Source organism: Mycolicibacter heraklionensis, assembly GCF_019645815.1.
GTDB classification, from domain to species: domain Bacteria; phylum Actinomycetota; class Actinomycetes; order Mycobacteriales; family Mycobacteriaceae; genus Mycobacterium; species Mycobacterium heraklionense.
In genome coordinates, this window is sequence record NZ_CP080997.1 from 408,297 (window position 1) to 425,771 (window position 17,475).

General features: G+C 67.9%; 21 protein-coding genes and 1 pseudogene. 11 read left to right on the forward strand and 11 right to left on the reverse strand.

The genetic code is table 11. The features are described 5' to 3' along the window. Positions 1-136: 136 nt before the first annotated feature. The 6 genes from K3U94_RS01915 to K3U94_RS01940 form a co-directional block, all read right to left on the reverse strand. Positions 137-706 (reverse strand): hypothetical protein, encoded by a 570-nt coding sequence (locus tag K3U94_RS01915; protein ID WP_220695405.1) that lies wholly within the window; start codon positions 704-706, stop codon positions 137-139. 60 nt (positions 707-766) lie between these two features. After that, complete coding sequence (locus K3U94_RS01920) at positions 767-1,138, reverse strand: DUF3054 domain-containing protein (RefSeq protein WP_220695406.1); 372 nt, start codon at positions 1,136-1,138, stop codon at positions 767-769. A 25-nt stretch (positions 1,139-1,163) separates the two neighbouring features. Continuing rightward, entirely contained in the window at positions 1,164-1,739 is a 576-nt protein-coding gene (locus tag K3U94_RS01925) for a hypothetical protein (RefSeq protein ID WP_220695407.1), read from the reverse strand. Between the two features lie 107 nt (positions 1,740-1,846). Beyond that, on the reverse strand, positions 1,847-2,407 hold the full coding sequence (locus tag K3U94_RS01930; RefSeq protein ID WP_047320172.1) for a hypothetical protein: 561 nt from the start codon (positions 2,405-2,407) through the stop codon (positions 1,847-1,849). A gap of 130 nt (positions 2,408-2,537) precedes the next feature. Further along, entirely contained in the window at positions 2,538-2,720 is a 183-nt protein-coding gene (locus K3U94_RS01935; RefSeq protein ID WP_047320173.1) for a hypothetical protein, read from the reverse strand. A gap of 14 nt (positions 2,721-2,734) precedes the next feature. After that, positions 2,735-4,219 carry an amino acid permease gene (locus K3U94_RS01940; RefSeq protein ID WP_220695408.1) on the reverse strand — a complete coding sequence of 495 codons (1,485 nt, stop codon included), beginning with the start codon at positions 4,217-4,219 and terminating at the stop codon, positions 2,735-2,737. Between the two features lie 219 nt (positions 4,220-4,438). Between K3U94_RS01940 and K3U94_RS01945 the strand changes: the two genes are divergently transcribed. Together K3U94_RS01945 and K3U94_RS01950 are read left to right on the forward strand one after the other, a co-directional pair. Then, a complete protein-coding gene (locus K3U94_RS01945) occupies positions 4,439-4,669 on the forward strand; it encodes a type II toxin-antitoxin system Phd/YefM family antitoxin (RefSeq protein ID WP_047320175.1) in 231 nt (76 codons plus the stop codon). After that, a complete protein-coding gene (locus K3U94_RS01950; protein ID WP_220695409.1) occupies positions 4,666-5,049 on the forward strand; it encodes a type II toxin-antitoxin system VapC family toxin in 384 nt (127 codons plus the stop codon). Before K3U94_RS01945 ends, K3U94_RS01950 begins: the two co-directional genes overlap by 4 nt. Positions 5,050-5,059: 10 nt before the next feature. Here the strand turns inward: K3U94_RS01950 and K3U94_RS01955 are convergent, their stop codons facing one another. Then, positions 5,060-5,503 (reverse strand): DoxX family protein, encoded by a 444-nt coding sequence (locus K3U94_RS01955; RefSeq protein WP_220695410.1) that lies wholly within the window; start codon positions 5,501-5,503, stop codon positions 5,060-5,062. A 92-nt stretch (positions 5,504-5,595) separates the two neighbouring features. On the opposite strand from K3U94_RS01955, the gene K3U94_RS01960 reads away from it, so the two are divergent. The 8 genes and pseudogenes from K3U94_RS01960 (at position 5,596) to K3U94_RS01995 (ending at position 13,313) form a co-directional block, all read left to right on the forward strand. Continuing rightward, positions 5,596-6,159, forward strand: coding sequence for a TetR/AcrR family transcriptional regulator (locus K3U94_RS01960; protein ID WP_220695411.1), 564 nt, complete (start codon positions 5,596-5,598; stop codon positions 6,157-6,159). Between the two features lie 14 nt (positions 6,160-6,173). After that, entirely contained in the window at positions 6,174-6,602 is a 429-nt protein-coding gene (locus K3U94_RS01965) for an MmcQ/YjbR family DNA-binding protein (protein WP_220695412.1), read from the forward strand. Beyond that, positions 6,599-7,762 carry an FAD-dependent monooxygenase gene (locus K3U94_RS01970; RefSeq protein WP_220695413.1) on the forward strand — a complete coding sequence of 388 codons (1,164 nt, stop codon included), beginning with the start codon at positions 6,599-6,601 and terminating at the stop codon, positions 7,760-7,762. Before K3U94_RS01965 ends, K3U94_RS01970 begins: the two co-directional genes overlap by 4 nt. Then, a pseudogene (locus K3U94_RS01975) lies at positions 7,759-9,061 on the forward strand (cytochrome P450). The gene K3U94_RS01970 and the pseudogene K3U94_RS01975 overlap by 4 nt, the downstream one beginning before the upstream one ends. Positions 9,062-9,262: 201 nt before the next feature. Continuing rightward, positions 9,263-11,113, forward strand: a complete 1,851-nt coding sequence (gene dnaK, locus K3U94_RS01980; protein ID WP_047320183.1) for a molecular chaperone DnaK — start codon at positions 9,263-9,265, stop codon at positions 11,111-11,113. After that, positions 11,110-11,727: a nucleotide exchange factor GrpE gene (grpE, locus tag K3U94_RS01985; protein WP_220695414.1), complete on the forward strand. Its 618-nt coding sequence runs from the start codon at positions 11,110-11,112 to the stop codon at positions 11,725-11,727. The genes dnaK and grpE overlap by 4 nt, the downstream gene beginning before the upstream one ends. Before the next feature lie 21 nt (positions 11,728-11,748). Next, complete coding sequence (dnaJ, locus tag K3U94_RS01990) at positions 11,749-12,945, forward strand: molecular chaperone DnaJ (RefSeq protein WP_047320184.1); 1,197 nt, start codon at positions 11,749-11,751, stop codon at positions 12,943-12,945. Next, complete coding sequence (locus tag K3U94_RS01995; RefSeq protein WP_046284505.1) at positions 12,942-13,313, forward strand: heat shock protein transcriptional repressor HspR; 372 nt, start codon at positions 12,942-12,944, stop codon at positions 13,311-13,313. Before dnaJ ends, K3U94_RS01995 begins: the two co-directional genes overlap by 4 nt. 67 nt (positions 13,314-13,380) lie before the next feature. Here the strand turns inward: K3U94_RS01995 and K3U94_RS02000 are convergent, their stop codons facing one another. Genes K3U94_RS02000 through K3U94_RS02010 form a run of 3 tightly spaced genes read right to left on the reverse strand, consistent with a single transcriptional unit; the run spans position 13,381 to position 16,158 of the window. Continuing rightward, on the reverse strand, positions 13,381-14,283 hold the full coding sequence (locus K3U94_RS02000; protein ID WP_220695415.1) for an aldose 1-epimerase: 903 nt from the start codon (positions 14,281-14,283) through the stop codon (positions 13,381-13,383). Between the two features lie 3 nt (positions 14,284-14,286). After that, positions 14,287-15,453, reverse strand: a complete 1,167-nt coding sequence (locus K3U94_RS02005) for an FAD-binding oxidoreductase (RefSeq protein WP_220695416.1) — start codon at positions 15,451-15,453, stop codon at positions 14,287-14,289. A 36-nt stretch (positions 15,454-15,489) separates the two neighbouring features. Further along, positions 15,490-16,158, reverse strand: coding sequence for a GAP family protein (locus K3U94_RS02010; RefSeq protein WP_220695417.1), 669 nt, complete (start codon positions 16,156-16,158; stop codon positions 15,490-15,492). Between the two features lie 109 nt (positions 16,159-16,267). Here K3U94_RS02010 and K3U94_RS02015 point away from each other — a divergent pair, with 109 nt between their 5' ends. Then, positions 16,268-16,744, forward strand: a complete 477-nt coding sequence (locus K3U94_RS02015; RefSeq protein ID WP_230987354.1) for a hypothetical protein — start codon at positions 16,268-16,270, stop codon at positions 16,742-16,744. Here the strand turns inward: K3U94_RS02015 and K3U94_RS02020 are convergent. Beyond that, complete coding sequence (locus K3U94_RS02020; RefSeq protein WP_220695418.1) at positions 16,733-17,353, reverse strand: TetR/AcrR family transcriptional regulator; 621 nt, start codon at positions 17,351-17,353, stop codon at positions 16,733-16,735. The two genes, K3U94_RS02015 and K3U94_RS02020, sit on opposite strands and share 12 nt — an antisense overlap. Positions 17,354-17,475: the final 122 nt, after the last annotated feature.

Consider the following 17,475-nt stretch of genomic DNA (forward strand, 5'->3'; position numbering starts at 1 on the left):
AGCACCAGTTCAAGCCCTGCTCGGTGCTCGCCCATAGTGCCACTCCGAGGCCGTTCAGCGCGACAAAGGCTGGCCTAACTGTATCGGCCCGCGACTGTTCAGACGGGCTTTCGTGGTGGCTCGGGCCCTAGGGAAATCACAGTCCGGGCAGCGGTATGACGATCGCCGGCGGCCGTCGGGTAGGCGTAGCGGGGGCAGTGGTGGTGCTCGGTGCTGTTGTCGTGCTCGGTGCTGCGGTGGTGGTCGGCGGCTCGGTGGTGGTGGGCGGTTCGGTGCTCGTCGTGGTGCTTGGCGCCTCGGTGGTGGACGCGGGGGGCTCGGTTTCCGTCGCCGGCGGCTGGTTTTCGTCGGTGGTGGCGTCGGCAGGGGGCTGCGCCGGGACGGGGGCCTCCTCCGCGGGGGCGTTGGTGGTGGATGTCACTGAACTGGTCGCCGGCGCGGTGGGCGTCGGTTCCTTGTTCACCAGCCTGACCATGCCCCACACCAGCAGCGCGATCAGGATCGCGGTCAGCACGCCCAGGAAAACCAGCGCGACTGGTCGCAGATACCACGGGGTCGGCGGCGGTTCGTTCCACTCGGGCTGGCGTCCGGTGGGCTCGCGGTACTCGCTGTAGTAGGCCGGCTCGCCATAGTTGCCGTTGTCGCCGTCGCCGTAGCCGGCCATCTGGGTCGGCTCGTTGTTCGGGTCGTCCGGCGATCGGTTCACACGGACCGAGGGTAGGGGCCGCGCCTGACGAAAACCCGCGACGACACTGGCCGAAACCCGTCAGCTGTCCAAACGCCGCCGCGCGACAAGCTCGACCACAGCTCGCCAGCCGAGCAGGAAGACGGCGGTGACCGTCGAAGCGACCAGGATGAAACTCTTCGCCACGCCGGCCGAGGTCGCTTCGCGCAAAAGCATGCCGACCAGCACCGTCGAAATCCAGACCGTCACCCCGGTGGGCCAGAGCGCGGTGGGACTGCGCCAGGCGCGCGACACCAGCCAGCCCAGCACGGTGCCGCTCAGAAACGGCCAGGCCGTGGTCGCCAAGCCGCTGAGCGTGATGCCCTCGTCGTGGCTACGCCGGCCGAGGGCGCAGAAAATCAGAACGGCCACCACATCGATGCCGAGCCAGGCCGACCGCCGCGGTGGTTGCATGCGGCGAGAGTACCGGGCCGGTGGGCTACCGGTGCGGCGGCAGCGTGATCACCGTCGGCAGCTCCGGAACCTTGGGGATCGGCGGGATGGTGATCACCGACGGCAGATGCGGTCGGTGACGGTGCGGCGGCTCGCTGGGTGCCGGTGCCTGCTGTGCCGGGGGCTGCTGCGGCGGGGCCTGTCGGGGCGGGGCCGCCGTCGGCGCGGTGGTGCTGGACGCACTCGATGAGCTGGTCGTGCTGCTGGTGCTGGTCGTGGTGCTGGTGGTGCTTGACGAGCTGGTCACCGGGGTGGTGCCGCCGCCGGGCCCGCGGCTGGTCAGCTGGATGATTCCCCAGATCACCAGCGCGAGCATCACCGCGATGAGGCCGAACCAGGCGATCAGCACCGACCGGCGGCGAAACCACGGAGTGGCCGACGACGCAGCGAAATCGACAACCTGCGGGTCGGTCGGCTCGTCGAAGGCGTTGTAGGCGGCGTATTGGGTCGGGGCGTTCCCGGGCTGGTAGCCGGGCTCGCCGGGGTTACGCCCCGGGTTGGCGGGGCCGAACGGAGCCGGGGGCGGTCCGGGCGGTTGCGGGCCGCGATGGCCGTAGGGCACGGACCGAGTTTGGTCCTCGCCGGGTTTGCCGGAACCGTCTGAAGATCCGAAGCGCGCCATTTCACCGATCGTAACGGAAGGCGCTGACAGCCGACTTGGGCGAAAAATCAGAAGGTATCGACGTTGTCGATGCTGACGACCATGCCGTGGCCGGTGCGGTCATTGGTGAACCGCGTGCCGTTGATATCGGCGTTGATCGTCCATCCTTGCGCTTGGTAGGTCAGGTAGTCGATGGTGACGACCGGGATATCGCCCAGGTTGCCCACCACCCACTGCACGGTGCCGTCGGCACTGACACTGACACCGTTGGCGTGCTGGCCGTCTTTGAGCGGGGTGTTGGTGAACTGCGCCTCGCAGTCGACCTGTGGAGAGGAGATCTGACAGCGGGTTTGGCCGGACTTCGTCTCGATGAAGACGTAACCGTTGTCGTCGGGAGGCAGCGGGATGGCCTCGGCCGGCCGGTTCGGGACGGCCGACTTGGTCGGACTCGGCGGGCTCGGCGGTGCAGTGCTGGTGCGGGGCGGCCGGAACGACGGCTCCGGCGGCCCACCGCCCGGAGCTGCGGTCGGGTGGCCATCGACGGTGGTGCTACAGCCCGTCAGCAGCAGCGCGGCCGCCAGTGTCAGCTTTCCGGCCGTCCTGCGTTTCGCCTGGTCTGGTACCCGCACTCATTCCCCCGCTGCGCTGTGTTGCGGCCCAGCGTACGCACCCAGTGACATCAGTGGCTGTAGTGACGCGCGGTACGAGTTCGGTGCCCGACTTTTCGCAGTGGGCGCACGCCGAGTGGCAAGCCTGCGGTCAGGAAAAGTCGCGGAAGGCCAACGCCGCACCGGCGACGGCCGTCACCGCGGCGAGCGCATAACCCGCCACCGACCACCAGCCGGCGTGCAGGTAGGCGGTGACGGCCACGATGGCGATGGCGCAGAAGACCAGCACCATTCCATACAGCGGGGGTTTGGCTGCGTAACGATTGCGGGCCATGTGTTTCGGGCCTTCTACTCGTCCGGATCCGGCTGCACGGTCACAGTCGGAGTCTGTTCGGCGGGCGTTTCGGAAACCGCGGCCGCCGCGGCCTGCACCCGCCCGCGCACCAGGTACCAGCCGACGATCAGTGCGGGCGTGCCGATGATCAGCACCCCCCACACGAACGGGCCGCTGCGGTGATCGAACAGCATCAGCACCAGCACACCGGCCAGGAACATCAAGGTCGCGTACCCGCTGTAGGGAGCCAGCGGCATTCGGAACGACGGTCGTCGCAGCACGCCGGCATTGGCCAGCCGGAGCAACCGCAGCTGGCAGGCCACGATCGTCGCCCACGCCGCCATCACCCCGACCGCGGCGATATTGAGCACGATCTCGAAGGCCTGCCCGGGGCGCAATGCGTTGAGCACGACGCCCAGCAGGCCGACTCCACTGGTCAGCAGGATGCCGCCGTAGGGCACGCCGTTCTTCGAAATCTTGGCGGTGAACGCCGGACCACTGCCATTGACCGCCATCGAGTGCAGGATCCGTCCGGTGGAGTACAGCCCGGCGTTGAGGCTGGAGAACGCGGCGGTCAGCACGACCAGGTTCATCAGGCTGCCGGCGCCGGTGAAACCGACTTTGGAGAAGAACGTGACGAACGGGCTCTGGTGCTCCTTGAAGGCGGTGTAGGGCAGCAGCAGCGCCAGCAGCACCACCGATCCCACGTAGAAGATCCCGATGCGGGCCACCACCGAGTTGATCGCGCGCGGCATGACCTTCTCGGGGTCCTGGGTTTCGCCGGCGGCGGTGCCGACCAGTTCGACCCCGGCGTAGGAGAACACCACCCCAGAGGTCACCAGCACCAGCGGGAGCAGCCCGGTCGGCAGGAACCCGCCGTTCTGGGACAGAAGGTGCAGGCCGGTTTCCTGGCCGTCGACCTGGTAGCGGCCGCCCAAGAAGATGGTCCCGACGACCAGGAACGTCAGCAGCGCGATGACCTTGATCAGCGCGGCCCAGAATTCCAGCTCACCGAAGAGCTTCACCGAGATCAGGTTCATCGACAGCACCGCCAGCAGGGCGATCAACGCCAGGGTCCACTGCGGGATCACCTCGAACAGGTGCCAATAGTGGAAGTAGCTGGCGATAGCCGTGGTGTCGACGATGCCGGTCATCGACCAGTTCAGGAAGTACAGCCACCCGGTGACGTAGGCGGTCTTCTCCCCGAAGAATTCACGCGCGTACGAGACGAATGATCCCGACGACGGCCGGTGCAGCACCAGCTCGCCGAGCGCACGCAGGATAAGGAAGGCAAAGGCGCCACAGACCGCGTAGACGATGAACAGGCCCGGCCCGGCCGAGGCCAGCCGGCCGCCGGCGCCCAGGAACAGCCCGGTGCCGATGGCACCTCCGAGCGCAATCATCTGCAGCTGCCGGGGGGCCAGGTCCTTGTGGTAGCCCGCGTCCTCGCGGGCCAGCGCAGCCGGGGAAATCGGATGCGGGGCGGGGGAAAGTGACATCGCTGCGAGGGTAACGCACCGGGATTGCTGGTCAGGACCAAAACCCATGGCGCTCGGCCCCTGCTGTTTCGCTACAGCGAGTTGAACCAGTTGCCGATGTCGTCGACGGTGTTCTCGAAGGCGAAGAACCCGATGATGCCCTGGTTGTAGAGATTTCCTGCTGTGTCTCGTTCCGTCGTGGACTTAGTCCGACTGGACTAAGTCCGGTACTCTGGTTGCGTGTCAACCGTGAACATCCATGACGCGAAGACGCACCTGTCGAGCCTGCTGGCTCGGGTCGAGAACGGCGAGACGATCACGATTGCCCGGGCCGGCAAACCGGTCGCCGATCTGGTCCCGCACCCGCGCGTCGACATCGCCTTCGGGGTGGCCGCCGGACGACTCGGCTACGACGACGAACACTTCGACGACGTCGACCCGGCGATCAACGCCCTGTTCGGAACCGAATGACCGGTCTGCTGCTGGACACCCACGTGGTGCTGTGGCTGCTCGACGGCAGCCCCCGGCTGGGAGAGCGGGCACGAGAGCGGATCACTGCCGGCGAGGTCGTCTTCTTCTCGGGTGCGAGCGCCTGGGAGATGTCCATCAAGGCGAACCTCGGCAAGCTCGCCCTGCCCGCTGACCTGGACGAGGTGATCGAACGGTCCGGATTGCGTGACCTGCCGGTCACCCGCCGTCATGCCCTGGCATCGGGCCACACCGTTCTGCCGCACCGGGATCCGTTCGACGCGATCCTGGTCGCCCAGGCCACCGCGGAGCGGCTGACCCTGCTCACGGCCGACGAGAAGCTCCTCAGCGCCCTGCCCGGCGCCGTCGACGCGACGCGCTGACGCGAGCGATCTACCCAGCGACTGCGACCGCCGCCGCGGCGGCCAGATAGAGAATCTCCTCGGCGGTGCGTACCGGCAGTCGGGTCGTCATCGACTTGGGCGGATCAGGCATCCGGGCGGCGTAGATGTTGGCCGGGAACATCGCCAGCATCAACAGCAGCAGGCAGACCGCCGCGGCGACGCGGGTGGCGGGAAGCAACAGGCCCACGGCACCCAGCAGCTCCAGTACGCCGGTGATGCTGACCAGCAGTCCCGGCGCCGGCAGTGCCGGGGGAACGATCGCGATCAGCTGGCTGCGTAGCGGTGGCACGAAATGCGCCGCACCCGTGACGAAGAACATTGCTGCCAGGCCGACGCCGATCGCGCGAGCCCAGCTGTCCACGTAGTCGACGCCCAACCAGCCGACGAGCCGCGCGGCAAAGCTGCCCACCAGCAGTGTGATCAGGGGAGCCATGACCACCTCCGGATCTAGACAGTGACAAGTTATGACGCCGAGCGTAAGACCGATATCTAGTCGCTGTCAAGATTGTCTTGTAGGGTGGCGCCATGGCCCGTTCGACCTACCACCACGGCGATCTGCGCGCCGTGATCCTGGCCGAAGCCGCGCGCCTGGTGGCCGAGCAGGGTGCCGACCGGGTATCGCTGCGCGAACTGGCCCGCGCGGCCGGAGTCTCGCATGCCGCCCCGGCGCATCACTTCACCGATCGGCGGGGGCTGTTCACCGCGCTGGCCACCGAGGGTTTTCAGCTGCTGAGTGCCGCGCTCACCGCAGCCCGGGGCCGGTTCGTCGACGCCGCTTTGGCCTATGTGCGGTTCGCGCTTGACCATCCGGGCCACTACGAGGTGATGTTCGACAAGTCGCTGCTGGATCCCTCCGCTGCCGAGCTGGTCGCCGCGGAAGCCGCTGCGGCAGCCGAACTTTCCCGTGGTGTGGCGACGCTTGAGGACGCGGCTGCGCGTGCCGATCCGGCCGGCGCCGAGTTGGCCGCCTGGTCGTTGGTGCACGGCTTTTCGACGCTGTGGCTCAATGACGCGGTAAACGCAGGCGTGAAAGCCGCCGATCCGATGGCCACGGTCGAGCGGATCGCGCGCCTGTTGTTCGACGGGTGACTACGGTTGCGGTTATGGCCGATCGACCCGCGCGAGTCACAGACGTGCATGAGGTCGCCGCGTCGATGCCCCACGTCACCAGAATCGAAGGGCCGAAAGGCAATCCGATCTACCAGGTGGGCGGCAAGTCGTTCGTGTTCTTCCGTACGCCGCGGCCCGACGCCAAGGATCCCGTCACGGGTGAGCCCTATCCGGATGTCATCGTGATCTGGGTCGAGTCCGACGCCGACAAGCAGGCCCTCATCCAAGACCCCACGACACCGTTTTTCACCACTGACCATTTCAACGGTCATCCGTCCGTTCTGGTCCGGGAGGCTGACCTGCACGCGATCAGCAAGAGTGAACTGGCCGAGGTAGTCCAGGACGCCTGGCTTTCTCGAGCTTCCAACAGACGGCGAGCGGCCTGGCTGGCTGCTCACGGCGCCGACGGTTCGGCCCGATGAGCAAGCGGATCGGCGTGGTCGGGGCCGGCATTGCCGGGCTGGCGACCGCGGTCGGCCTGCAGGGCCGCGGTCACGAGGTCACCGTCGTTGAACAACGGACCGACACCTCGTCGGGCGCTGGGATCAGCATCTGGCCCAATGCCCTGGCCGCCCTGGACCATCTCGGTCTCGGCGATGCGGTCCGCGCGGCGGGCGGCCGGATCACCGCCGGTGCGGCGCGCTGGCACGACGGGTCGTGGCTGCGCCGCCCGGCTGCCGAACGGATGGTCCGGGCCCTTGGTGAACCGCTCGTGGTGGTGCAGCGCTCGGTGCTGCGTGACATCCTGGCCGAAGCGTTGGCGGCGGGCAGCCTCCACTACGGGCTCGCCGCCGTGGACGTGACGATGGCGGGAGACGGTGTCGCGCTGCGACTCTCGGACGGCTCGGTCCGGGCGTTCGATGCCGTCGTCGGCGCCGACGGCACCCATTCGGTTCTGGCCCGCCATCTCAACGGCCCGCTGCGGCGACGCTACGTCGGCTATACCGCGTGGCGAGGCGTCGCTGCCTATTCCCTGGATCCGGACCTGGCGGGGGAAACCATGGGGCCCGGAGTCGAAACCGGGCATGTGCCGATGGGGCCGGGTCTGACGTACTGGTTTGCCACCGAGCGGGTGCCCGAGGGGCAGCGAGCGCGCGAGGGGGAGCTGGCCTACCTGCGGGGTAAGTTCGCCGATTGGTGTGATCCCATCCCGAGCATTCTCGGTGCGACCTCGCCCGCTGACGTGTTGCGCGACGACCTCTACGACCGGGGGCCCGCCCGTCACTGGGCGCGCGGACCGATCGTGCTGGTCGGCGACGCGGCCCATCCCATGCGTCCGCATCTTGGCCAGGGCGGCTGCCAGGGCTTGGAAGACGCCGCGATCTTGGCCGAGTTCGTCGACCGGGCGCCCGACCTGCCCACCGCGTTCGCCCGGTTCGTCGCCTTCCGTCGGCCGCGGGTGGCGCCGCTGGTTCGGGAGTCGGCGTGGTTCGGCAAGGCCGTCAACGTACGACCCGACTTCCTCAGCGCCGCCGTCAGCCGCGCCACCGGACTCATTCCGGAATCGCTGCTGATGAGGCACCTGGCAACGGTTGCCGCGCGGTCGGCGTTTGTGCTGCCTCCGGGAGGTACACACCGATGAGCGACGTCGGTCTGTGGCTTCGGTGGGCGATCTTGCACGGCTTTCCGCGTGCGTTCCTCGCGGCGCAGGCACGGCGGGGAGAACCGATGGCGCGCTTGCTCATCGGCCCACTGCGTGGCGGCGACCCGGAACCGCTGACCGAAGAGATCCGCGCGCGTGGTCGACTGACGCGCACGCCGTTCGTCGCGGTGACGGCCGACCATGAGCTGTGCCGAGCAATCCTGCGCGACGACAGGTTCGGAGCGAGCAACCCGGCCAATATGAATCTGCCCAAGCCGGCTCGCTGGTTGATCAGCCGAACGGACCCGCAGCTGCCGAATCCGGCTGAGCCGCCGTCGATGCTGGTGGTCGATCCAACCCGACCACACCCGCTACCGGCGCGCCGTGGTGCGTGCGTTTACCCCTCGTGCGGTCGAGAAATTGCGGACCCGGATCGTCGAGATCACCAATGAGCTGCTCGATCGTGTGGAATCGGTTGCCCGTCCGGACCTGATCGCCGATTTCGCGGGACCCTTACCGGCGTTGATCATCGCCGAGATACTCGGAATACCCGAGGAACAGCGTTCGCGAATGCTCGACCAGGGCGACCGCGGTGCGCCGTTGCTCGATATCGGGGTGTCCTGGAGCACCTTTCGGCGTGCCATGCAAACCCTTCGGGAAAACGATCAGCAATTCAGCGACCACATCGAACGGTTACGCAACAACCCCGGCGACGACATCTACAGCCAGGTGATCCGCGACGGGCTCCTTGACCGACGCGAACTGGGTGTGACGGCATTGCTGCTCGCTGGCGCCGGTTTCGAGACCACCATCAATCTGATCGGCAACGCGATCGTGCTGTTGCTGCACCACCGCGATCAGCTGGCGATGCTGCGTGAGAACCCCCAGTTGTGGCCGGGCGCGGTCGAGGAAGTCTTGCGCGTCGACAGCCCGGTGCAAATGACGTCGCGTAACGCGCTCTGCGACCTCGAATTTGCGGGGCATCACCTCGCCGCAGGTGAAACGGTGGCACTGCTGCTGGGCGGCGCCAACCACGACCCCGGCGTGTTCGACGAGCCCCACCGGTTCGACATCACCAGAGCCAATGCCAAGGAGCATCTGTCGTTCAGCAGCGGTATCCACGCCTGCCTCGGAGCCAACCTGGCCCGGATGGAAGCCACCATCGCCCTGCGCGCACTGCTCGAACGTTTCCCGGACCTGCAGCTCGACGGGCCCCCAACGCCACGCGGGCTGGCCACCTTGCACGGTTTCCGGCACATCCCGGCGACCCTCAGACCCCGCACCGTAGGTGCGCGCTGACCTCGACGGATGGTGTCCTGGCAGGTGTCGGCAGGGCCGGGCGGCCGGCCCCGGGAACAAACCCGGAACCCAGCCCGTTGACCACTTCGACAAGTTGAGTCAGAAGCACTCAATTCTGGGTTGACAGCCAAGCCGCCCAAGGAGCATCCTTGAGCGCAGTCCGCTCAGACTAGGGATATCGTCTACCAGGGAGGAACCACAATGGCTCGTGCGGTCGGAATCGACCTCGGGACCACCAACTCGTGCGTCGCAGTGCTGGAGGGCGGCGACCCCGTCGTCGTAGCCAACTCGGAGGGCTCGCGCACCACCCCATCGGTCGTCGCGTTCGCCCGCAACGGCGAAGTGCTGGTCGGCCAGCCCGCCAAGAACCAGGCGGTCACCAACGTCGACCGCACCATCCGCTCGGTCAAGCGCCACATCGGCTCGGACTGGAAAGTCGAGATCGACGGCAAGGACTACACCGCGCAGGAGATCAGCGCCCGCGTGCTGATGAAGCTCAAGCGTGACGCGGAGGCCTACCTCGGTGAGGACATCACCGACGCGGTGATCACCGTTCCGGCCTACTTCAACGACGCCCAGCGCCAGGCCACCAAGGAAGCCGGCCAGATCGCCGGCCTGAACGTGCTGCGCATCGTCAACGAGCCGACCGCGGCCGCGCTGGCCTACGGCCTGGACAAGGGCCACAAGGAACAGACCATCCTGGTGTTCGACCTCGGTGGTGGCACCTTCGACGTCTCCCTGCTGGAGATCGGCGAGGGCGTGGTTGAGGTGCGGGCCACCTCCGGTGACAACCACCTCGGTGGCGACGACTGGGACGACCGTGTCGTCGACTGGCTGGTCGACAAGTTCAAGGGCACCTCGGGCATCGACCTGACCAAGGACAAGATGGCCATGCAGCGGCTGCGTGAGGCAGCCGAGAAGGCCAAGATCGAGCTGTCGAGCTCGCAGAGCACCTCCATCAACCTGCCCTACATCACCGTCGACGCCGACAAGAACCCGCTGTTCCTCGACGAGCAGCTGACTCGGTCGGAGTTCCAGAAGATCACCCAGGATCTGCTGGACCGCACCCGCAAGCCGTTCCAGTCGGTGATCAAGGACGCCGGTATCTCGGTGTCGGAGATCGACCACGTGGTGCTGGTGGGTGGTTCCACCCGGATGCCCGCGGTCACCGAGCTCGTCAAGGAGCTGACCGGTGGCCAGGAGCCCAACAAGGGCGTCAACCCGGACGAGGTCGTCGCCGTGGGCGCCGCGCTGCAGGCCGGCGTGCTCAAGGGTGAGGTGAAAGACGTTCTGCTGCTTGACGTCACCCCGCTGTCGCTTGGTATCGAAACCAAGGGCGGCGTGATGACCAAGCTGATCGAGCGCAACACCACCATCCCGACCAAGCGCAGCGAGACCTTCACCACCGCCGACGACAACCAGCCGTCGGTGCAGATCCAGGTCTTCCAGGGTGAGCGTGAGATCGCTTCGCACAACAAGCTGCTCGGCTCCTTCGAGCTGACCGGTATCCCGCCGGCCCCGCGCGGTGTCCCGCAGATCGAGGTCACCTTCGACATCGACGCCAACGGCATCGTGCACGTCACCGCCAAGGACAAGGGCACCGGCAAGGAGAACACGATCAAGATCCAGGAGGGCTCCGGCCTGTCCCAGGAGGAGATCGACCGGATGATCAAGGACGCCGAGGCGCACGCCGAGGAGGACCGCAAGCGTCGGGAAGAGGCCGACGTGCGCAACCAGGCCGAGTCGCTGGTCTACCAGACGGAGAAGTTCGTCAAGGAGCAGCGCGAGGCCGAAGGTGGCTCGAAGGTCCCCGAGGACACCCTCGCCAAGGTGGACGCCGCGATCGGCGACGCCAAGAAGGCGTTGGAGGGCACCGACATCGGCGCCATCAAGTCCGCGATGGAGAAGCTCGGCGTCGAGTCGCAAGCGCTGGGTCAGGCGATCTACGAGGCCACCCAGGCCGAGCAGGCCGCCAGTGAGGCCGGCGGCCCCTCCGGTGGCGATGACGACGTCGTGGACGCAGAGGTGGTCGACGACGGAGACACCAAGTGAGCGAAGAACATTCGCGCGAACCGTCTCCGGAGACCATCACCGTCACCGACAAGCGGCGCATCGACCCGGAAACCGGTGAGGTGCGGGAGGGTTCCTCCGGGCCGGCCCCTAGTGGGCCGGCACCGGAGGAGCCGGCCACCGACGCCCAGGCCGACCAGGTCGCCGAGCTGACCGCCGACCTGCAGCGAGTACAGGCGGACTTCGCCAACTACCGCAAGCGGGCGCTGCGCGACCAGCAAGGTGTCGCGGACCGGGCCAAGGCCGCCGTGGTGACCGAACTGCTCGGGATCCTCGACGATCTGGACCGCGCCCGCAGCCACGGCGACCTGGAATCCGGTCCGCTGAAAGCGGTGGCGGACAAGCTGACCGGTGCGCTCACCGGGATGGGGCTGTCGTCGTTCGGCGCCGAGGGCGACGAATTCGACCCGTCGCTGCACGAGGCGGTCCAGCATGAGGGCGACGGGACCCACTCGGTGATCGGCACCGTCCTGCGCCAGGGCTACAAGCTCGGTGACCAGGTGCTGCGGCACGCGATGGTCGGGGTGGTCGACACCATCCCGGACGCCGAGGCCGACGAGGCTGTTGTCGGCGGCGACTCTGCTGAAGAGAATTGACAGGTAAGGAGGTGACGCGGCGTGGCTCAGCGTGAATGGGTCGAAAAGGACTTCTACAAGGAGCTGGGCGTCTCCTCCGACGCCAGCGAGAAAGAGATCAAGAGCGCCTACCGCAAGTTGGCCTCGGAACTGCATCCGGACCGCAACCCGAACAACCCGGCAGCCGCGGACCGCTTCAAGGCGGTGTCCGAGGCCTACAGCGTGTTGTCCGATGAGGCCAAGCGCAAGGAGTACGACGAGACCCGGCGGTTGTTCGCCGGCGGCGGCTTCGGGCGGCGCTTCAACGGCGGCGGCGGGTTCGGCGGCGGAAACTTCGACCGGTTCTCCACCGGCGGCGACGGCACCGAATTCAACCTCAACGACCTGTTCGGCGCGGCCGGGCAGACCGGCGGGGCCAACATCGGTGACCTCTTCGGCGGCCTGTTCGGGCGCGGTGCGCAGCAGCGGCCCAGCCGGCCGCGTCGCGGCAACGACCTGGAGACCGACTCCGAGCTGAGTTTCCTGGAGGCCACCAAGGGCGTGGAGATGCCGCTGCGGCTGACCAGTGCCGCGCCGTGCACCAACTGTCACGGCAGCGGCGCCCGGCCGGGCACCAGTCCCCGGGTGTGCGTCTCCTGCAACGGCTCCGGGGTGATCAGCAGCAATCAGGGCGCCTTCGGGTTCTCTGAGCCGTGTACCGACTGCCGTGGCAGCGGGTCGATCATCGAGCACCCGTGTTCGGAGTGCAAGGGAACCGGACGGGCGGCCCGCACCCGCACCATCAATGTGCGGATTCCGCCGGGAGTCGAAGACGGCCAACGGATTCGGCTGGCCGGCCAGGGTGAGGCCGGTCTGCGCGGTGCACCCTCTGGTGACCTGTACGTGACGGTGCGAGTGCGCCCGGACAAGGTTTTCGGGCGTGACGGTGACGACCTGACGGTGACCATCCCGGTGAGCTTCTCCGAACTCGCCTTGGGCACTACGCTTTCGGTGCCGACGCTGGACGGCAAGGTCGGTGTGCGGGTGCCGAAGGGAACCGCCGACGGCCGGATTCTGCGGGTGCGCGGGCGCGGTGTGCCCAAGCGCGGCGGCGGCAGCGGCGACCTGCTGGTCACCGTCAAGGTCGCGGTCCCACCGAATCTGGAGGGCCCGGCGCAAGAGGCGCTCGAGGCGTACGCGGCAGCGGAGCAGGCCAGCGGGTTCGACCCGCGGGCCGGATGGGCGGGTAATCGCTCATGAGCAAATCGGACAACGCCCGCACCTTCCTGATCTCGGTCGCAGCCGAGCTGGCCGGGATGCATGCCCAGACGCTGCGGACCTATGACCGGATCGGTTTGGTCAGTCCGCAGCGCAGCTCCGGTGGCGGACGTCGCTACTCCGAACGAGACGTTGACATGCTGCGCGAGGTGCAGCGGCTTTCCCATGACGAGGGCGTCAACCTCGCGGGCATCAAGCGGATCATCGAGCTGACCAACCAGGTCGAGGCGCTGCAGTCGCGGGTCAAGGAGATGACGGCGGAGTTGGAGATGTTGCGCGCCAACCAGCGTCGCGAGATCGCGGTGGTGCCCAAGAGCACCGCCGTGGTGGTCTGGCAGCCGCGTCGCTAACCGTTTGTCTCGTTGACTCTGCGTCCACGGCGTGCCCTACTCGCACTTTTGCGCCGTAGGCGCAGAGTCAACCGACGTGGATCGAGAACTGGGCCACGCCGGGCTCACCGGGACGCGCCACCGGGTAGCCGCCTTGGCGCAGTGCGTCGGTGGGCGCGGCCATCGGCTCGAAGCAGACCACGTCTTCAGTGGCCGGCGCGTAGATCTGCGCCGCCGGATACCCCTGGTCGAAGCGCACCTCGATGCGTCGGCCGCCGCCGGAGAGTGCGAACACCGCTCCAGGCGCCACCTCGTCGAATCCGTGGTCGAACACCGTGTCGCCCAACAATTCTGTCGATGCCGGGTGAGGCTTCAGAGCGCCGGTCGGCAGACCGCGCGCGCCGACGATCCGGGACCGCATCGGCGGGGTCTCGATGAGCCAGTCCGTACGGGGTACGCCGGGAAGCTGGAGGTAGGGGTGGAAGCCGAAGCACAGTGGCACCGCCGTGTCGCTGGTGGCGGTGACCGTGGTGCGCACCGTCACGGTGCGGTCCGCGAGCGTGACCGCCAACTCCAGCCGGTGTGGGAACGGGAATGACGCCAGCAGGTCCGGCCGGGATCCGAAGTCGAGTTCCGCCGTCAACGCCGCCGTCGACCGCTCGCTCACCCGCCAACCGGTATCGCCAGCCAGAGTGCCATGGATCGGGGCGCCGTATTCGTCGGCGTGCACCCCACCGATTCCCGGGGTGAGCGTTACCTCCGTCGCGTCTACCCGGTAGTCGTTGCCGCTCAAGCGATTCGCCCACGGGTAGAGCAGCGGGATGCCCATGGTCTTGTGCTCGGCAACATAGGCGGTCACGCCCCGGCGCTGGCCGAGCAGTTCTACGCCGTCGTCGCACAGCGACGTCCCGATCATGCCGGCGTTCGGAACGAACGTCGCCGTCAGCGGCGACGACGGATCGGACAGTACGCAGGCGTCGAGGTCAGTCACTTCTCACTCCGACAATGGGTCGTGTTGAATACGTTGTGGCGGAGCGCCTTTGGCGACAAGCGCGGCGACCATGGCCCGCGTCATCTCCGGACCACCACAGACCAGAATCTGGCGATCACCCCAGCTGCCGTAGCGGCTGACCACTTCCGGCAGTCGTCCGGTCTGCCGCAGATGCAAGCCCCGCGGCGGGGTGACATCGGGATAGTCGGCGGCCCAGTCCGGGTCGCGCGCATACTCCGACACCGGGGTCACCGACAGCCACGGGTTGTGCGCCGCGATCTGCCACAGGACGGGCAGGTCGTAAAGCTCGCAGGGATAGCGGCCACCGAAGAACAGGTGCACCCGCGGATTCACGGCCCACCGGGCCAGGTCCATGATGATCGCCCGTAGCGGCGCCAAGCCGGTACTGCCGGCCACCATCAGCACGTCACCGGCATCGCGATCGACATGCAGTCCGCCGTGCGGGCTGGACAGTCGCCACCGGTCGCCGGGCCGGGTCTCGTTGACGATCGCGGTGCTGACCAGACCGGCGGGGACCACGCGAACGTGAAATTCGATGGCGCCGGTGTCGTCGGCGGGCATGCTCGGGCTCAGGTAGCGCCATGACCGCGGGCACTGCGGCACCTCGACTTTGACGTACTGGCCCGGGTGATAGGGCAGCGGCTGATCCAGCTGGATCCGGACGACGGCGATATCGCGGGAGACCCGCAGGTGCTCGACGACGGTGCCGTCCCACCACGCCGGGCCCTCTTCGGCATCGGCCGCCCCGCCCATTACCCCGATGATCAGATTCAGCGCCTCGCGGGCGGCGTCGTCGACGGCCGCGGTCCACCGGTCGGCCAACTCATCGCGCAGGGCGGTGCGAAGCACTTGGCCCACGACGTTGTAATGGCTTTGCGTCACACCGTACTTGCGGTGATCACGGCCCAATTGAGCCAAGAACGCCACGGGTTCCTGTGCCCGTTGGGCGATGAATTCGCCGAGCACCCAACTCATGGCGTGTGCAAACGCGGCCCGCTGCGTGGTGAGGTCGGCCGGGAAGAGATCACGGACCGACGGGTCGGTGCCGAACCAACGGGTGAAGAACTGAGCGACAACGCCGGAGCCGTCGGACGCCGCGGTAAACGCGTCATGCAGCACGCGCAGCGCGTCACGGTCGTCCAGGCCCACGGCCGCGATCTTAATGCGGGTCGGCTGCGGCGCCGGCTATAGCGCGTGAATCCCGTTGTAGACCACCATCGCACCAATGAGGACCAGGATCACGGCGACCAGCGCGGCGTGCTGCTGCTCCATCCAGTCCTTGACCCGGTCCAGCGCCGGATCAAGTCGGTCGCTGGCGGCCAGGTAGCCCAGAATCGGGATCAGGACCGAGGATCCGGCGAGCACGACGAAGAATACGGCCGCCGGCCAACTGTCCGCCAGGCCCAGTCCAGCGCTGCCGATGGCCAGGCCGGCCGCCGCGCACATGAGCGACACCTCCGGCCGGATGACGGCCAGCGCCGCGGCCGTCAGACCAGCGCGCCGCGGGGACATCGAGGTGAATGAGCGCATCCAGCGTGGCATCTCGCCGTGTCCGTGCCTGGTCGCCCATCGGTAGATGCCGAAGCCGATCAGCGCCGTACCGACGACGATCCGCAACCACGACGCCCAGGTCGGCGGCGTCGTGTGCAAACCGCCCAGCAGGCCGGACACGGCGACGAAGGCGGCGGTGAGTGCCGCCAGGCCTACCAGCCAACCGAGCAGGAAGGCCAGCCCGGTTTCCCGTGGGCGCGCGGTGTGCAGCACCAGCACGGCCGGGATGACGGTGATCGGGGAGAGCGCCACCACCAGCGCGAGCGGTATCAACGCGGTCCACACCGAAGCCAGGCTCGTCATAGCAGCACCGTATCGGACCGGGCGGCACCGGCCGGGCGCCACGAGCACAGCCCTTGCTGGATACCCGTACGGGGTATAGGTTTGCATTCGGTACCTACGGAAGGTGGACATGTCACCCACGTCAGAATGTCGCGACCGGCCCCGCGGGCTGAAGCTCTTCGGACGCCGATCCGGGGCAGTGGGAGTGGTTGCCGCGCTGACCTGCACGCTGGCCTGTTGCCTGCCGGCGGTTCTGGTGGCGCTTGGCGCCGGAGCCTCGGCCGCGGCCGGTGTCGGACACGCCGGGCACGGCACCGGTGGATTGCCGGGGTGGCTCGCCACTCTGCTCGACGCGCTGCACCGGATCAGTCCCGCCCTGCTGATCGTGTCGATCGTGCTCGTCGCGGTGGCGTTCGCGCTGCGGCGTGCCGCGGCTGTGTTGCCGGCACTGGTCGCCGGTGTGGTGCTCTACCTCAGCGTGCACGGCCAGACCGATCCCGCTGTCATGTACGCGGGAATGGCGCTGGGCTACGGCGCCTGGATCGCCCTGTATCTGTGGACGCGTCCGCGGCCCGGCGCCCGGTCGTGCGAAAAGTCAACTCTGTGACGGGCTTACCCCGCTCAGCTCGGCCCGCACCAGGCCGGCCGCGAACGCCACCAGTTCGGCACGGCTGACGTGTAGTCGGCCGTCGGCCCAGTCGAGAATCAGCGCAGTGAGCGCTCCAGCCAGCGCGCTGGCGCTCATGGCTCGCGCGGCGGTGACGGGAGGCGAATCGCCGTTGCCGGGCGGCCCGACCAGCGAGCCCAGCAGGCCGGGCAGGACCTCGGCGCGGTGGTCGGCGAGCAGGCTGCTGGACTGCGGCTCGCGCAGCAGGATCCGCAGCCGACGGGGGTCCTCCTCGAAATAGGCTGCGGCACGGTCGAGTGCCACGGTGATCGGAGCCGCTTTGCCTGCGACACCGGCCATGCGGGCAAGCAGTTCGGCGTTGCACTGGTCGTACACGGCCAGGATCAGCTCGTCGGTATCGGCGAAGCTCTCATAGAAGTAGCGAAGGCTGAGCCCGGCGTCGCGGCACGCCGCGCGCATGGTGACGCCGGCGGTGCCCCCGGTGCCCAGCAGTTCCACCCCGGCCTGGATCAGCTGAGCCCGACGTGCCTGGGAGCGGGCATCGTGGGTCTGGCCGCGCCATACCCGCGGCGCCCTTTCGCCGCCCATGTGCACCTCCGAATCGTGGGAACGCTTGAGGATACGTTCACCCTGCTGCTTTCATGTGGGAATCGGGTGATTCCAGTTAGTCGGAAGGCGGGTGAGGGTGCCTCCCGGCTGCCCCGATTGGT

What these genes read in the sequence shown, in the direction of transcription:
- K3U94_RS01920 (WP_220695406.1), bottom strand. Translation starts at nt 1,138, where the DNA reads ATGCAACCACCGCGGCGGTCGGCCTGGCTCGGCATCGATGTGGTGGCC.
- K3U94_RS01935 (WP_047320173.1), bottom strand. Translation starts at nt 2,720, where the DNA reads ATGGCCCGCAATCGTTACGCAGCCAAACCCCCGCTGTATGGAATGGTG.
- K3U94_RS01940 (WP_220695408.1), bottom strand. Translation starts at nt 4,219, where the DNA reads ATGTCACTTTCCCCCGCCCCGCATCCGATTTCCCCGGCTGCGCTGGCC.
- K3U94_RS01950 (WP_220695409.1), top strand. Translation starts at nt 4,666, where the DNA reads ATGACCGGTCTGCTGCTGGACACCCACGTGGTGCTGTGGCTGCTCGAC.
- K3U94_RS01955 (WP_220695410.1), bottom strand. Translation starts at nt 5,503, where the DNA reads ATGGCTCCCCTGATCACACTGCTGGTGGGCAGCTTTGCCGCGCGGCTC.
- K3U94_RS01960 (WP_220695411.1), top strand. Translation starts at nt 5,596, where the DNA reads ATGGCCCGTTCGACCTACCACCACGGCGATCTGCGCGCCGTGATCCTG.
- K3U94_RS01965 (WP_220695412.1), top strand. Translation starts at nt 6,174, where the DNA reads ATGGCCGATCGACCCGCGCGAGTCACAGACGTGCATGAGGTCGCCGCG.
- K3U94_RS01970 (WP_220695413.1), top strand. Translation starts at nt 6,599, where the DNA reads ATGAGCAAGCGGATCGGCGTGGTCGGGGCCGGCATTGCCGGGCTGGCG.
- dnaK (WP_047320183.1), top strand. Translation starts at nt 9,263, where the DNA reads ATGGCTCGTGCGGTCGGAATCGACCTCGGGACCACCAACTCGTGCGTC.
- K3U94_RS01995 (WP_046284505.1), top strand. Translation starts at nt 12,942, where the DNA reads ATGAGCAAATCGGACAACGCCCGCACCTTCCTGATCTCGGTCGCAGCC.
- K3U94_RS02010 (WP_220695417.1), bottom strand. Translation starts at nt 16,158, where the DNA reads ATGACGAGCCTGGCTTCGGTGTGGACCGCGTTGATACCGCTCGCGCTG.
- K3U94_RS02015 (WP_230987354.1), top strand. Translation starts at nt 16,268, where the DNA reads ATGTCACCCACGTCAGAATGTCGCGACCGGCCCCGCGGGCTGAAGCTC.
- K3U94_RS02020 (WP_220695418.1), bottom strand. Translation starts at nt 17,353, where the DNA reads ATGGGCGGCGAAAGGGCGCCGCGGGTATGGCGCGGCCAGACCCACGAT.